At 73.4% G+C, this 14,130-nt stretch carries 10 protein-coding genes; 5 read left to right on the top strand and 5 right to left on the bottom strand.

What is annotated here, in order from left to right:
* Positions 1-18: 18 nt before the first annotated feature.
* Positions 19-660 carry a hypothetical protein gene (locus FHX81_RS36525; RefSeq protein ID WP_141983036.1) on the top strand — a complete coding sequence of 214 codons (642 nt, stop codon included), beginning with the start codon at positions 19-21 and terminating at the stop codon, positions 658-660.
* A 5-nt stretch (positions 661-665) separates the two neighbouring features.
* Here FHX81_RS36525 and FHX81_RS36520 read toward each other — a convergent pair whose 3' ends face one another.
* Complete coding sequence (locus FHX81_RS36520; protein WP_246108142.1) at positions 666-2,975, bottom strand: glycoside hydrolase family 95 protein; 2,310 nt, start codon at positions 2,973-2,975, stop codon at positions 666-668.
* 206 nt (positions 2,976-3,181) lie between these two features.
* Between FHX81_RS36520 and FHX81_RS36515 the strand changes: the two genes are divergently transcribed.
* Genes FHX81_RS36515 through FHX81_RS36505 form a run of 3 tightly spaced genes read left to right on the top strand, consistent with a single transcriptional unit; the run spans position 3,182 to position 6,758 of the window.
* Positions 3,182-3,685, top strand: coding sequence for a 2Fe-2S iron-sulfur cluster-binding protein (locus FHX81_RS36515; protein ID WP_141983035.1), 504 nt, complete (start codon positions 3,182-3,184; stop codon positions 3,683-3,685).
* Positions 3,682-4,671, top strand: coding sequence for an FAD binding domain-containing protein (locus tag FHX81_RS36510; protein WP_141983034.1), 990 nt, complete (start codon positions 3,682-3,684; stop codon positions 4,669-4,671). Before FHX81_RS36515 ends, FHX81_RS36510 begins: the two co-directional genes overlap by 4 nt.
* The gene (locus tag FHX81_RS36505) at positions 4,668-6,758 is read left to right on the top strand and encodes a xanthine dehydrogenase family protein molybdopterin-binding subunit (RefSeq protein ID WP_141983033.1); all 2,091 of its coding nucleotides are present in this window, start codon (positions 4,668-4,670) and stop codon (positions 6,756-6,758) included. The genes FHX81_RS36510 and FHX81_RS36505 overlap by 4 nt, the downstream gene beginning before the upstream one ends.
* A 590-nt stretch (positions 6,759-7,348) precedes the next feature.
* Here the strand turns inward: FHX81_RS36505 and FHX81_RS36500 are convergent.
* Positions 7,349-9,031 (bottom strand): cholesterol oxidase substrate-binding domain-containing protein, encoded by a 1,683-nt coding sequence (locus tag FHX81_RS36500; RefSeq protein WP_141983032.1) that lies wholly within the window; start codon positions 9,029-9,031, stop codon positions 7,349-7,351.
* A 144-nt stretch (positions 9,032-9,175) separates the two neighbouring features.
* Between FHX81_RS36500 and FHX81_RS36495 the strand changes: the two genes are divergently transcribed.
* Positions 9,176-10,279, top strand: a complete 1,104-nt coding sequence (locus FHX81_RS36495) for a serine hydrolase domain-containing protein (RefSeq protein ID WP_141983031.1) — start codon at positions 9,176-9,178, stop codon at positions 10,277-10,279.
* Here the strand turns inward: FHX81_RS36495 and FHX81_RS36490 are convergent.
* The 3 genes from FHX81_RS36490 to FHX81_RS36480 all read right to left on the bottom strand — a co-directional run bounded on the left by FHX81_RS36490 (position 10,266) and on the right by FHX81_RS36480 (position 14,083).
* Positions 10,266-11,465, bottom strand: a complete 1,200-nt coding sequence (locus FHX81_RS36490; RefSeq protein ID WP_141983030.1) for a cytochrome P450 family protein — start codon at positions 11,463-11,465, stop codon at positions 10,266-10,268. The two genes, FHX81_RS36495 and FHX81_RS36490, sit on opposite strands and share 14 nt — an antisense overlap.
* Before the next feature lie 384 nt (positions 11,466-11,849).
* On the bottom strand, positions 11,850-12,593 hold the full coding sequence (locus tag FHX81_RS36485; protein ID WP_170232302.1) for a carbonic anhydrase family protein: 744 nt from the start codon (positions 12,591-12,593) through the stop codon (positions 11,850-11,852).
* A 179-nt stretch (positions 12,594-12,772) separates the two neighbouring features.
* Entirely contained in the window at positions 12,773-14,083 is a 1,311-nt protein-coding gene (locus FHX81_RS36480; RefSeq protein ID WP_141983028.1) for an MFS transporter, read from the bottom strand.
* Between the last annotated feature and the right edge of the window lie 47 nt (positions 14,084-14,130).

Below are 14,130 nucleotides of genomic sequence, written 5' to 3'. Positions count from 1 at the left end.
GCAGGTGGACGCGGAGCCATGACCCTGTCCAGGGCGGGCGAACGCGACTCCGACGACGTCTACCACGAGGTGCCCCTGGCCGAGGTGGAGCGGTTCACCCGCCGGATCGACGCCGAGCGGCCCGGGGAACCACCTCCGCCGTCGTCACGGGAGAGGTACGAGGACGGCGGCTTCGCGGTGTTCCGGCACGCGGCCGACATGGTCGACCCGCGGTCCGCGGTCGCGGTGGCGGTGGCGGACGAGCTGTCGCCGGACCACCGCTACGCGGTGCCGCCGGCCCGGGTCGAGCGGGAGGGGCCGGCGTGGCAGCCCACCGACCGGCTCGGGCGGCTGGAGCCCGACTGGTGGGTGCAGGAGTTCGGGGAGCGCCGTTCCCGCAGTTCCCGCTACGTCGCCGTGAAGGTGGGGAGAGCGCGCAGGTTCGACGACCAGGTCCACGACTACCAGGCGGTCTTCCGCGACGACGACGTCTACGACCTCGACAACTGCCTCTTCCTGGCCAAGCGCTCGCCCAACCAGGACGAGCTGTGGACGTCGGAGGGCCGGCGGCCGACCTACGACATGCTGCTCGAGTACACCACGCTCCCGATCTTTGACGACGAGTTCCGGCGGCCGGCGGCGCGCCACTGGGACGACCGGACCGCCGGCCCTGGACGCTGAGGCCTTCACCGGGCCGTGGCCACGTAGCGGTGGCCGGCGTGAGCGGTGAAGGTGGTCGAGTCGCCGTCGCGGTGGTGCGGGACCGGCGTGCCCGTCCGGGCGTCGACGAGCCGGAAGTCCCCGCCGAACAGGGTGCCGCGCACGGTGAGGGGGCCGTCCCGGCCGGTGGTCAGGGCGATCTCGCGGGCCGCGCCGTCGGACCACGTCGCGTCGACCGTGACGTCACCGCGGGCACGGAGCCCGGTGTACGACCCGTCGGGCCACTCCCCCGGCAGCGCCGGCAGCACGTGCACCACGCCGTCGTGGCTCTGGAGCAGCATTTCGGCCACGCCGGCGGTCGCGCCGAAGTTGCCGTCGAGCTGGAACGGCGGGTGGGTGTCCCACAGGTTCGGCAGGGTGCTGCCGACGAGCTGCTCGGCCAGCATGCGGTGCGCGTGGTCGCCGTCGAGCAGCCGCGCCCAGAAGTTGATCTTCCAGGCCTTGCTCCACCCGGTGCCGCCGTCGCCCCGCGCGGTGAGCGAGGTCCTCGCGGCGGCGGCGAGTTCCGGTGTCGTGCGCGGGCTGATCCCGGTGCCGGGGAACAGGGCGAACAGGTGCGACACGTGCCGGTGGGTGTTCGCCGGGTCGTCCCGGTCCTCCTTCCACTCCTGGAGCTGGCCCCAGGAGCCGATCCGGGTGCCGGGGTCGATCCGCTCGAGCGCCTGGCGCACCTCGGCGCCGAACGCGGCGTCGCCCACCTCGTCGGCGGTGGCGGCGACGTGGGCGAACAACTGGCGGACGATCTGCTGCGACAGGGCCGCGCCGGCGGAGAAGTCGCCGTGCTCGGGCGAGTAGGAGGGCGTGACGACGAGCGTGCCGTCACGCGGGTCGACCACCAGCGCGTCGAGCCAGAACTCGGCGAGTTCCCTCATCACCGGGTAGGCGCGTTCGCGCAGGAACTCCTCGTCCCGGGTGAACAGGTAGTGCTCGAAGTAGTGGTGCGCCAGCCACGCGCCGGCTTCGGGGAACCAGAACGCGGTCGCCCAGTCGTGCACACCGGTGAAGCCGAACGGGTTGGTCTCGTTGTTGACGACCCAGCCGCGGTTGCCGTGCAGCTCGCGGGCCGTGACGGCGCCCGGTTCGCGCAGGGCGTCCACGAAGTCGAACAGCGGACCGGTGGTCTCGGCGAGGTTCGTCGTCTCGGCGGGCCAGTAGTTCATCTGCAGGTTGATGTTGACGTGGTAGTCGCCGCTCCACGGTGGCGCGACCGAGTCGTTCCACACGCCCTGGAGGTTGGCGGGCAGCGTGCCGGGGCGGGACGAGGCGATCAGCAGGTAGCGGCCGTACTGGAAGTAGAGGGCTTCCAGCGCGCGGCGGAACGGCGGCGGGGCGGTGGGGTAGCCGCGCAGGAGGTCGTCGGTGGGCACGTCCACCAGCTGCGGGCCGATGTCCAGGCGCACGCGGTCGAACAACGCGCGGTGGTCGCGCAGGTGGGCGTCGAGCAGCCGGTGCCAGCCCTGCGCGGAGGCGGCGTCGACGGTCCGCCGGACGCGGTCGTGCGGGTCCGGGCCGCGGTAGGTCGGGTGGTCCGGGGCGTAGTCGGTGCCCGCGGCGAACACCAGCACCACGTTGTCGGCACCGGCCACGGTGATCGTGCCGTCTTCGTGGTCGGTGCGCGTGCCGCCCTCGTTGAGCAGGCGGAGGTGGGATTCGAAGCGCATCCCGTTGTCGTGCAACGTCCCGGTGAGAATGGAACGGCCGCCGTGAGCCGTGCACAGCTGCGTTCGGTTGTCCGGCGCGGTGATCGAGGCGGTGAAGCCGATCCGGCCGGGGCGGTCCGCGGACAGCCGGGCCACGAGCACGCCGTCGACCGCGCTCGCGAAGTACTCCCGCGTGTACCGCGCACCGTCCGCTTCGTACGCCACCGACGCGACCGCGCGGGACAGGTCCAGGTCCCGGCGGTAGGCGGTGACCTCGGCGGGTGGATCGGTGAGCGCCAGGACCAGTTCACCGAACGGCTGGTAAGCGCCGAACCCGCGGCGCGCCTGCCCCAGCGCTGCGGCGACCGTCTCCGGCGCCACCCACCGGTCCCGCTCGACCAGTTGGCGGACGCCGTCGAGCGCCCCCGGCCGCGGGCTGGTCCAGTTGCCGAAGTCGTACCCCTGGGACGACCCGGGCCCGCCGGTCCACAGGGTCTTCTCGTTGAGCCGCACCCGCTCCCGCGCCACCCCGCCGAACACGCCGCCGCCCAGCGCGCCGTTGCCGATGGGCAGCGACCGGGTCTCCCAGTCGTCCGCCGGCTCGTCGTACCAGAGCACGAGCCCTCGCTGATCCACCTCAGCCACCCCAAGACGTCCGATCTATGACCGCGACTTAGCGGTCCGGTTGCCCGGTCTGCGGGTAAGGGTAGTGCATACATCGGATGACCACGACTCCAGGTCGTGTGCCGTCGGCACGCCGCGCCGATGTCCCCTATCCGGTGGATTGGCCCGCCCCGCCGCGGGAAGTCCAAGGGGAACGCCGAGTCGGAGGAGCCGGGACCGTGGACGGTGAGATCGGGCTGCGCGTGGACGGGCGGCGCAGGCGGTTGCTGGTGGACACCAGGACGACCCTGTTGGACGCGCTCCGCGACGGTGTCGGGGCCACCGCGCCCAAGAAGGGGTGTGACCACGGCCAGTGCGGCGCCTGCACGGTCCTGCTGGACGGCCGGCGGGTGATCACCTGCCTGGCGCTCGCCGTGGCGCACGACGGCGCGGACGTCACGACCGCCGAGGGGCTCGCGGACGGCGGGCGGTTGCACCCGGTGCAGGAGGCGTTCCTCGAACGGGACGCCCTGCAGTGCGGTTTCTGCACGCCCGGTCAGGTGTGCTCGGCGGTCGGCGTGCTGGACGAGGTGGCGGCCGGGCACCCGAGCGCGGTCACGGAGGACCTGAACGGGCCGGTGGAGCCGACCGACGCCGAGATCCGCGAGCGGATGAGCGGGAACCTGTGCCGGTGCGGCGCGTACGTCGCCATCGTGGCCGCGGTGCGGGACGGTGCGCGGTGATGCCGTTCGACTACCGGCGCGCGCCCGACCCCGAGGCCGCCGTCGCCGCCGCGACCGGGTCGGCGGAGGTCGCGTTCCTGGCCGGCGGCACGAACCTGGTCGACCACCTGAAGCTCGGCGTCGCCGCGCCCGGGGTCCTGGTCGACATCACCCGGCTGCCGCTGGACACCGTCGACGCGCTGCCGGACGGCGGCCTGCGGATCGGGGCGACCGTGCGCAACGCCGACCTGGCCGCGCACCCCGCGGTCCGGCGGGACTACCCGGTGCTGGCGCGGGCGTTGCTGTCCGGCGCGTCCGGGCAGATCCGCAACCTCGCCACCACCGGCGGGAACCTGCTGCAACGGACCCGGTGCGTGTACTTCCGGGACCCGTCCACGCCGTGCAACAAGCGCGAGCCGGGCACGGGCTGCTCGGCGATCGGCGGCTACACGCGCCACCACGCGATCCTGGGCGCGTCCGCGCACTGCGTGGCCACGCACCCGTCGGACATGGCGGTGGCGATGGCGGCGCTCGACGCGCAGGTGGCCGTGCTCGGCGCGGCGGGGCGGCGGGTGGTCCCGCTGGTCGGGCTGCACCGGTCACCCGGCGACGAGCCGCACCGCGACACCGTGCTGGCACCCGGCGACCTGATCACGTCGGTGGACCTGCCCCCGCCGCCACCGGGCGCCCGCTCGGTGTACCGGAAGGTGCGCGACCGGGCGTCGTTCGCGTTCGCGCTGGTGTCCGTCGCGGCCGTGCTGCGGGTCGAGGGCGGTGTCGTGCGGGACGTGCGGATCGCGTTGGGCGGTGTGGCGCACCGGCCGTGGCGGGCGCGGCGGGCCGAGGACGTCCTGGTCGGCGCGCGGGCCGACGACGAGGTGTTCCGGCGGGCGGTCGACGCGGAGCTGGCGGGTGCCGCGCCGTTGGGGGGCAACCGTTTCAAGGTGCCGCTGACCCGCGAGCTGGTCGTGTCCGCGTTGCGCGGGCTGAGCCGGGAGGAGCGATGACGGGCCTGCCCCCGCGCGTGGTCGGCCGGTCGCCGCGACGGGTCGACGGTCCGGCCAAGGTGACCGGGACCGCGCGGTACGCGGGTGACCAGCACGTGGTGGACCCCGCGCACGTGCACCTGGTGCAAGCCGAAGCCGCCCGGGGCGTGCTGTCCGGAGTGGACGTCGACGCCGCCGTGGCGCTGGACGGCGTGCTCGCCGTCCTGACGCCGGACAGCGCACCGCGCCTGGCGTCCACGGAGGACGCCGAGCTGGCCGCGTTCCAGTCGCACGACGTGGCCTTCCGCGGCCAGGTCGTCGCGGCCGTCGTCGCACGCACCCGGGAGACCGCCCGTGAGGCGGCTGCCCTGGTCCGCGTCACGATCGACCAGCGGCCGCACGACGTGCACCTGAGCGCGGACCGGGACGACCTGTACGCGCCGGAGCAGGTGAACGGGGGCGCGGAGACCGACACCTGGCGGGGAGACCCGGGCACGGCGCTCGCGCACTCGCCGTTCACGCTCGACCAGACCTACACCACCGCCTGGTACAACAACAACCCGATGGAGCCGCACACCACCACGGCCCTGTGGCTGGACGGCGACCTGGTGCTCTACGACTCGACGCAGGGCGTGCACACCACGCGTGCGGCGGCGGCGGAAGTGCTCGGCCTGGCACCGGAACACGTGCACGTGATCTGCCCGCACGTCGGCGGCGGCTTCGGCTCCAAGGGCACACCGCACGTGCACACGATCATCGCCGCGATGGCCGCACGGGCCGTGCCGGGCACACCGGTCAAGCTCGCGCTCACCCGGCAGCAGATGTTCTCCCTGGTCGGCTACCGCACGCCCACCGTCCAGCGGGTCCGCCTGGGCTGCGACGCGGACGGGGTGCTGGCCGCGGTCGCGCTCGACGCGGTCTCGCAGACCTCCCGCGTCAAGGAGTTCGCCGAGCAGACCTGCCTGCCCACCCGGATGATGTACGCCGCGCCGAACCGCCGCACGACCCACCGGCTGGCCGCGTTGGACGTCCCGGTCCCGGCGTGGATGCGGGCGCCCGGCGAGTGCCCCGGCATGTTCGGGCCCGAGGTGGCGGTGGACGAGCTCGCGCACGCGTGCGGCGTCGACCCGGTGGAGTTCCGAATCCGCAACGAGCCGGACGTGGAGCCGGAGTCGGGCAAGCCGTTCTCCAGCCGCAACCTGGTCGCGTGCCTGCGCGAGGGTGCGCGCCGCTTCGGCTGGGCGGACCGCGACCCGACGCCGCGCGCCCGCGAGGAGGCGGGGTGGCTCGTCGGCACGGGCGTGGCGGCGTCGACCTACCCGGTGAGCCGGATGCCGGGGTCGGTCGCCGAGGTCCGCTGGACGGGTCCGGGCCGCTACCTGGTCCGGATCGGCGCGGCCGACCTCGGCACCGGCGCCTGGACGTCCTTGGCGCAGATCGCCGCCGACGCGCTGGGCGTTGACTTCAACGACGTCGAACTGCGCATCGGCGACACCGCGCTGCCCCCGGCGTCGGTGGCGGGCGGGTCGTCCGGCACCACGTCCTGGGGCTCGACGATCGTGGCCGCGGTCGAGGCGTTCCGGGAGGAGTTCGGCGACGACCCCGCCGAGGGTGCGCGGGCCCGTGCCGGGATGCCGGACAACCCGGCGGACGGGACGTACGCGATGCACGCGTTCGGTGCGCAGTTCGCCGAGGTCCGGGTGCACCGGGACACCGGCGAGGTGCGGGTGCCGCGGCTGCTCGGCGTGTTCGCGGTCGGCCGGGTGGTGAACCCGCGCCTGGCCCGCTCGCAGCTCGTGGGCGGCATGACCATGGGGCTGTCCATGGCGCTGCACGAGCACAGCGTCGTGGACGAGCGGTTCGGGCACGTCGTCAACCACGACTTCGCCGAGTACCACATCGCCACCAACGCCGACGTCCCGCACGTGGAGGCGCACTGGGTCGAGGAGCACGACCCGCACACCAACCCCATGGGCACCAAGGGCGTCGGCGAGATCGGCATCGTCGGCACCGCCGCCGCCATCGCCAACGCGGCGCACCACGCGACCGGCGTCCGCGTCCGCGACCTGCCGCTGACGCTGGACCGCTTCCTCGACCCACCGCCCTGAGCGCCCGTTTCCGGGCTACCGCCGTCGGGTGAGCCGGCGGCTGCCGATGCGGGTCATCGACCGACGGACCGCGGCTTCGTGGTGGTGGGGGTAGGCGTTCGTGGTCGCGGACGCAGCGGCGGCGTCCGGTGGTCCAGGCCGACGTCCGCTCCACCACCCGTCTCCTGGGCGGCACGGTGACGTATTGCGGATGGAGGCGTCGGACCATCTCGACCCCGGGCGGAGGGGCGCGGGCCCAGTCGAGCAGGGTGCGGGTGCAGCGCCGGACAGGCTGGTGGGACCGGGCGGGGCGGCACCGCTGCACCACTTGGCGGTCGATCCGGTTCCCACCCGGCACGGCCGCCGCCGTCCCGCCGACCCCCGCGACCATCGAGCCCACCGCGGCGGCGAGCGCAATCCCCCTCCCGATCACCAACGTGTCCTCCCTGTCGACGTCGATGACATCGAGGATGCCCCTCCCGCGCCACCGCGCCATCGGCCTGATGCCGCAGGGACCGGGTGTTCGCCGAGGTGGGACAGAGGGCGCTTCCGACGTGCCGGACGGCGCACCGACGACGTCACCGACCCGGGTCGAGGCCGTCGGCCGGCCGTCAGGGCAGCAGCACGTCCAGGAACGGGTTGCTGAACACCCGGTGCGGGTCGAGGGCGTTCAGGGTGGCGCGGGCGGCGTCCCAGCTCGGGTTCGGGCCCTGGCGGTAGGAATCCGGCACGGTGGAGGTGAGCACGGTGTGGTCGGACCAGGCCGCCTCGTCGGTGTAGGCCCAGCCCTTGGACCACTCGGCCCGGGTGGACGCGTAGGAGCCGGTGTAGTGGGTGAAGAAGAACTGCTCCAGCTCGCGGTAGAACGCCGCCGCGCCGGGGGCGGTCGGGAAGGTCAGCACGTCGAACCACACCGCCACGTCCCACTCGGGGTGGTCCTCGCGCGGCCGCACGGCCGACAGCGCGGGGGTCCGCGCGCCGGGCACGCCGACGTGCGCCGGGTCGTCCAGCCCGCCGACGCGGATCTCCACCTGGCCGGTGACCGGGAACAGCCCTCGGTTCTTGTAGGCCAGCAGCAGGGTCTCGTAGAACGCGGCGAAGTCGCTGACCACGCGCTGCACCTCGGCGCGGCTGGTCAGCACCGCGTAGCCGTTCGCCGTCTCGCGCAGGGTGGTCGGTTTGACGTACAGCAGCAGGTTCTTCGACGCGCCCCACAGGTCGGTGGTGAGCGTGGCGGTCAGCCCGGTCGCCGCGGTCGTGTACTGGAGCTGCCCGAACGTCGGGGTGAGCGCCCACGCGCCGGTGATGAGCAGGTCGGCGAGGTCGGAGACCGGCTCGGGCACGTTGTCGGAGAACACGTAGTTGTACGGCGTGACGACGTGCCGGGAGGTCGGCGGCTTGGTCGGCGCGACGCTCCACGCCTTGAGCCACGGGTGGTCGGTGAAGGCGAACCAGATCGCCTCGACCCGACCGGTCTGGTCGAGGAAGCTCGCGAACGTGCGGGTCGCGCCGCTGCCGGGCGGCGCGAACAGCTCACCGGCCGGGATGTCGACCCGGCTGACGCAGCGCAGGTTCTGGTTGGCGCCGACCCGCAACGTCACCTCGGTCACGAACGCGCGGCCCACGTGCGTCAGCAGCGCGGCGCACTCGGGCTCGTCGCGCTGGAACGTGCGCAGCCGGTACTCGCCGCCGTCCCACACGACCGCGGTCAGCGACAGGATCAGGTTGCTCAGCGAGCCGTAGGTGTGGCCCGGCGGCCGCGTCTCGCCCACCGCGGGGACGGACGTGCCGTGGCCGTTGATCGCGAGCACGCCCCCGACGGTCAAGTCGCCCGGCGCGGGGGTGTTGGTCACGCCCAGTCCCGCGTCCTCCAGGAACGCCAGCAGGGCGTCCATCGACGCGCCGGTCTGCGCCCGCACCGCGCCGGGCAGCACGGTCATCGCCGTGAGGTGCTCGGTGGTGTCGACCAGCACGACGCGGTCCGCGCCGGTGGTGTCGGCGGTGACCGTGAGCGGCGCCCAGCCGTGCCGGAAACCCCGCGGCCGCAACGCGAACCCCTGGCCGTGCGCCCAGTTCGCGAGGAGCACCACGTCGGCCGGGGTGCGCGGCGCGCACGTCCACAGGTCGTCGGTGCGGATCTCCCCCGCCCAGTTCCGGTAGGCCTGCCGGTACAGGTCGATCCCCGCCGGGAACGCGGGCGGCGGGTCGGCCGTCACCTGGCCCGGCAGGAGCGCGCCGACGGGTAACCAGGCGGCGGCTCCGAGGAAGCCGCGGCGGGAGAAGGCGGGGCTCATGACCCGACCCTAAGTCGACCTCGCACGGCATCGCGCGCCGGCGAGGTGAGGTTGCGCCGAACAGCGCAGCCGGGGCGTCCCGGTTGGCGGGGTCGGGCAAGAACGCGGTCGCCGGGCGCCCGCCGCCCGCGTTACGTTCCGTCGGTGGCGGAGATCCGTGGCACGTGCGACGAGCGGTTCGGCAGGGTGCGCGACACGTTCGCGGCGTCGTTGGCGCAGGACGACGTGGGCGCTTCGGTCGCCGTGTACGTCGACGGCGAGCCGGTGGTCGACCTCTGGGGCGGTCACGTCGACGCGACCCGCACCACGCCGTGGGAACGCGACACGATCGTCAACGTCTGGTCCACCACCAAGACGATGGTGGCGTTGTGCGCGCTGATCCTCGCCGACCGGGGCGTGCTCGACCTGGACGCGCCGGTGGCCGACTACTGGCCGGAGTTCGCGGCGGCGGGCAAGGGCGGTGTGCGGGTGCGGCACGTGCTCGGTTACACGGCCGGCCTGCCGACGTGGGCCGAGCCGATCACCGTGCCGGAGCTGTTCGACCGCGAGGGCGTGACGGCGCGGCTCGCCGCGCAGCCCGCCCGGTGGGCGCCGGGCGCGGTCGGCTGCTACCACCCGTTGACGCAGGGCTTCCTGATCGGCGAGGTGGTCCGCCGGGTCACCGGCCGGACCCTGGGCGCGTTCTTCGCCGAGGAGGTGGCCGGGCCGTTGGGCGCGGACTTCCACATCGGCCTGCCGGTCGAGCACGACCACCGCGTGGCGCCGGTGCTCCCGCCCCCGGGCGGTTCGGGCAGTGCCGCGCCGGGGTTGCCGGGCGAGGAGCCCAACCCGGCCATCGTGGTGCAGGACGCGAACCGCGCGGCGTGGCGTCGGGCGGAGATCCCGTCGGCGGGCGGCCACGGCAACGCGCGTTCGGTGGGCCTGGTGCAGTCGGTGCTGGCGTCCGGCGGCGCGGTCGGCGGCGTGCGGCTGCTGTCGGCTGCCGGGTGCCTGCGCGTGCTGGAGGAGCAGTTCCGGGGCGTGGACCACTACCTGGGCGTGCCGATCCGGTACGGCATCGGGTACCGGATCGAGGGGCGGACGTGCTCGTGGGGCGGGTGGGGCGGTTCTGTGGTGGTGGTTGACCTGAACACCCGCATGACGGTGGCGTACGTGATGAACCAGATGCTCGAGCAGGGCGCGTTGGGTGACAACCGCGGCCTCGGGATCGTGCTGGCCGCCTACCACGGGCTGGCTACCGCAGCCTGACCGGGAGCGTGCGGTGGCCGTTGGAGATGAACGAGCGGACCGGTTCCAGCTCGTCGGCGGGCACCGCGAGCGCGAGGGCGGGGAACCGGCCGAACAGCGCGGGCAACGCCACCTCGGCCTCGATGCGGGCCAGTGGCGCGCCCAGGCAGTAGTGCACGCCGTGGCCGAAGGACAGGTGCGTCTTGTCCGCGCGCGTGAGGTCGAACTCCCCCGCCGTGTCGCCGTGCAGGGCGGGGTCGCGGCCGGCGGCGGCGAAGCCCGCGAGGATCGCGTCGCCGCGCCGGATCGTGACGCCGTCCAGGTCCAGGTCCTCGACGGCGTAGCGCAGCGGCAGGTTCGCCACCGGTGCCTGCCACCGCAACGACTCCTCGATCACGTCGGTCCAGGTGCGCTCGCCGGAGGTGACCAGGCGGAGCTGGTCGGGGTGGGTGAGCAGCGCGGTGACGGCCTGGTCGAGCAGGTTGACCGTGGTCTCGTGGCCGGCGGCGATCATCATGATCAGGGTGTCGACGAGTTCCGCCTCGCTCAGCCTGGCGTCGTCCTCGTCGCGGGCGGCGATCAGGCCGCTGGTCAGGTCGTCGCCCGGCGCGACCCGCTTGGCGGCGACCAGGTCGTTCAGGATCTCGTAGAGCCGGCCCTGGTTCGTGATCGCCTCCTCCGGCGTGGTCGTGGTGACGAACAGGCTGTCCACGATCCGGTGCAGCTCGGGCCGGGCGTCGTCGGGCACGCCCATCAGCCGGCAGATGACCTCGATCGGCAGCGGGTAGGCGAACCCGGCGCGCACGTCCACCACGTCCGGTCCGGCGGCGAGCCGGTCGACGAGGTCGGCCACGATCCGCTCCACGTCCGGCCGCAGCGCCTCGGCGCGGCGGGCGGTGAAGCCCTTGGAGATCAACCGGCGCAGCCTGCGGTGCTCGTCGCCGTAGGAGGTGAACATGTTGTGCGCCGCGACCCACAGGTACAGCGGCCAGTCCGGCGAGATGCCCGCGAGGCCGGGCCAGTGCCGGCGGGCGTCCTTGGAGACGCGCGGGTCGGAGAGCAGGCGGCGCAACCGGTCCAGGTCGCCGACCACCCACGCTTCCACCCCGCCCGGCAGCGCCACCCGGGTCGCCGGGCCGCGGGCGCGCAACGCCGCCGCTTCCGCCTGGACGTCCCGACCGGTCGGGTCCAGCACGTGGATCGCCATGCACTCATCGTTACCGCATGATCACGTTGTGTACAAGACCTGTGCAGGTTGCGCCTCGGACGTGTCATCGCGCACAGGGCCCGTGCGGGCGCGGTCGATGCCCTGGGTTCCCGGCGCATGGCACCGGTGTGGACCTCCCCGGGCGATCGGACGCCCGACGGACCGCAGGGCGTCCACCGGAACGCGACCTTCGCGGCCGGAACCAGGCCGCGGGCCGGGGAGCGGGCGACCGCGCGCGCCGTCGACGGAGAGCCGCGCCAGCCGGGAACCCGATCGGCAGAACGCCCGCACCGTGCTGGACCGTTCCGGTCAGGGTCGTCCGGGACAGCGCCGCGCTTCCTCGGTCACCGGCGGGGTGGGTGATCACCCGCCCCACCGGACCGGTCACAGGTGCGGCAGCTCGACGCGGACCGCGCGGCCGTTCAGCGGCTGCACGGGACGCGCGTTGCCCGCGTAGAACGTGCTCCGGAAGCGGGTCACGGTCGCCTGGGTGACCGTCTTCTCGCCCATCAGGAACCACTGCACGCCCTCGGTGAACGGCGCGGTGGTGAGGGAGCCCTGGTAGCGGGCCGTGGCGCGGTTGACCGGCAGCAGCGTGTTCAGGTCGATGTCGGGCAGGTGCACCTCCTCGCCGCACTCGGGCGCGAGGCGTGCCAGCACGGTGTCCACGGTGGACGCGGCACCGACGCGCAGCGGCACGCCGATCACCAGCAGGGCGCCCGCGGCGCTGCGGTGCACCAGGTGCATCTCCAGCGGGTCGGCGCGGCCGGCGAACCGGTGCTCCGACGGCGTGTGGAAGTGGAACTGCACGAGGTCGTAGCGGACGCCCGACAGCGTGACGTGCCCGGCGCCGGGCTCGACCTCGAACTCCTCGGTCTCCTCGTGGTCGCGCGCGGTGCAGCCGTCGGCCGCGGCGGCGTCCTTGCGGACGTAGTGCAGGTCCCCGGCGACGTGGTGGCCGTAGGAGATCTCCAGCCTCGGCAGGCGCGGGTCGACGCGGAGGGCCGACGGCGTGATGTCGATCGGGCTCTGCAGCGGCACCTGCGACTCGGCCGGCGAGGAGCCGGCGGTCAACAACGCGCCGAGGACGACGGGGACGGTCAGGGCGACGAAGCCTTTTCTTGCCACGAGGTGCAGCCCTTCGAAGAGCGGGACCCTGGCAGGGTGACCCGCCGGGGTGGACCCCTCAATTTCACCCGTTCAAGTGTCCCTTCCAAGGACTACAAAGCACCCGAATGGTCCAGACAGGACATAACTGTCTGTGCCCTTGATCACACGTCGTGTCACGGTCCGGGACGAGTCGGCCGTCACCCGCGCTCGCGCGGCTTGGCGCCCAGGGCGAGGGCGAGCAGCGCGCCGCCGACCATGCACGCGCCGACGAGCCACATGCCGGCGCGCTGGGTGCCGGTGAGGTCGCGGAGCCACCCGGTGATGTAGGGGGCGGCGAACCCGCTGGTGTTGCCCAGCGAGTTGATCAACGCGATGCCGCCCGCCGCCGCGGTGCCGGTGAGGAAGGTCGACGGCAGCGCCCAGAACGTCGGCAGCGCGCAGCACACGCCGACCGCGCACACCGTGACCGCGACCATCGCCGCGTAGGGGTTGCCCAGGTAGAGCGCGACCGGGATGGCGCACCCGCCGACGAGCATCGGCAGCGCCACGTGCCACTTGCGCTCGTTCGTGCGGTCGCCGTGACGCGCCCAGAACACCATCACCGCCGCCGCGACGACGTACGGGACGGCGGTCACCAGCCCGGCTTCCAGCACGGAAAGCTTCGTGCCGAACTGCCGGCCGAAGCCCGCGATGATGGTCGGCAGGAAGAACCCCAGCGCGTACAGGCCGTAGGCGATGGCGAAGTACACGAACGCCAGCCCGAGGATGCGCGGGTGGGCCAGCGCCTTGCGCAGCGGCCAGTGGTGCGCGGCCTCCGTGCCGCGGCGCTCGGCTTCGAGCTCGTCGGCGAGCCAGCGGCGCTCGTCCTCGGCGAGCCAGGTGGCCTGTTCCGGCCGGTCGGTCAGGTAGAACCAGGTGACGAACGCGAGCAGGATCGCCGGCACGCCCTCGACCAGGAACATGAACCGCCAGCCGGACAGCCCGAACACGCCGTCGCCGTGCGCGATGAGCAGGCTCGACACGGTGGACCCGATGGCCGAGGAGACGGGGACCGCGGCCATGAACAGCGCGACCGCCTTCGCGCGTTGCGCGGCCGGGAACCAGTAGGTCAGGTAGAGGATGATGCCGGGGAAGAAACCGGCTTCGGCGACACCGAGCAGGAACCGCAGGACCACCAGCGCGGTCGCGTTGGGCACGAAGGCCATCGCCGTGGCCACCACGCCCCACGTGATCATGATGCGGGCCATCCAGCGGCGGGCGCCGAACCGGTGCAGCGCGAGGTTGCTCGGCACCTCGAGGATCAGGTAGCCGAGGAAGAAGATGCCGGAGGCGAACCCGAAGGCGGTCGCGCCGAGCCCGAGCTCGTCGTTCATCCCGTTCGGGCCGGCGAACCCGATGTTGACGCGGTCCAGGTAGTTGACGAAGTACAGCAGGCCCAGGAACGGCAGGATGCGGACGGCGACCTTGGCGAGCACGCGGTCACCCGCGGTGGTTGACCCCTTCGGCATGATCGGATCCAAGTCCCGGCGCGGGCGGCCCGTCAACTCCGCGGCGA

Origin of the sequence: Saccharothrix saharensis, assembly GCF_006716745.1 — a bacterium.
In the GTDB taxonomy this organism is placed as follows: domain Bacteria; phylum Actinomycetota; class Actinomycetes; order Mycobacteriales; family Pseudonocardiaceae; genus Actinosynnema; species Actinosynnema saharense.
Note: the sequence above shows the minus strand (reverse complement) of the source record. Positions and strands in the feature narration are given on the sequence as shown.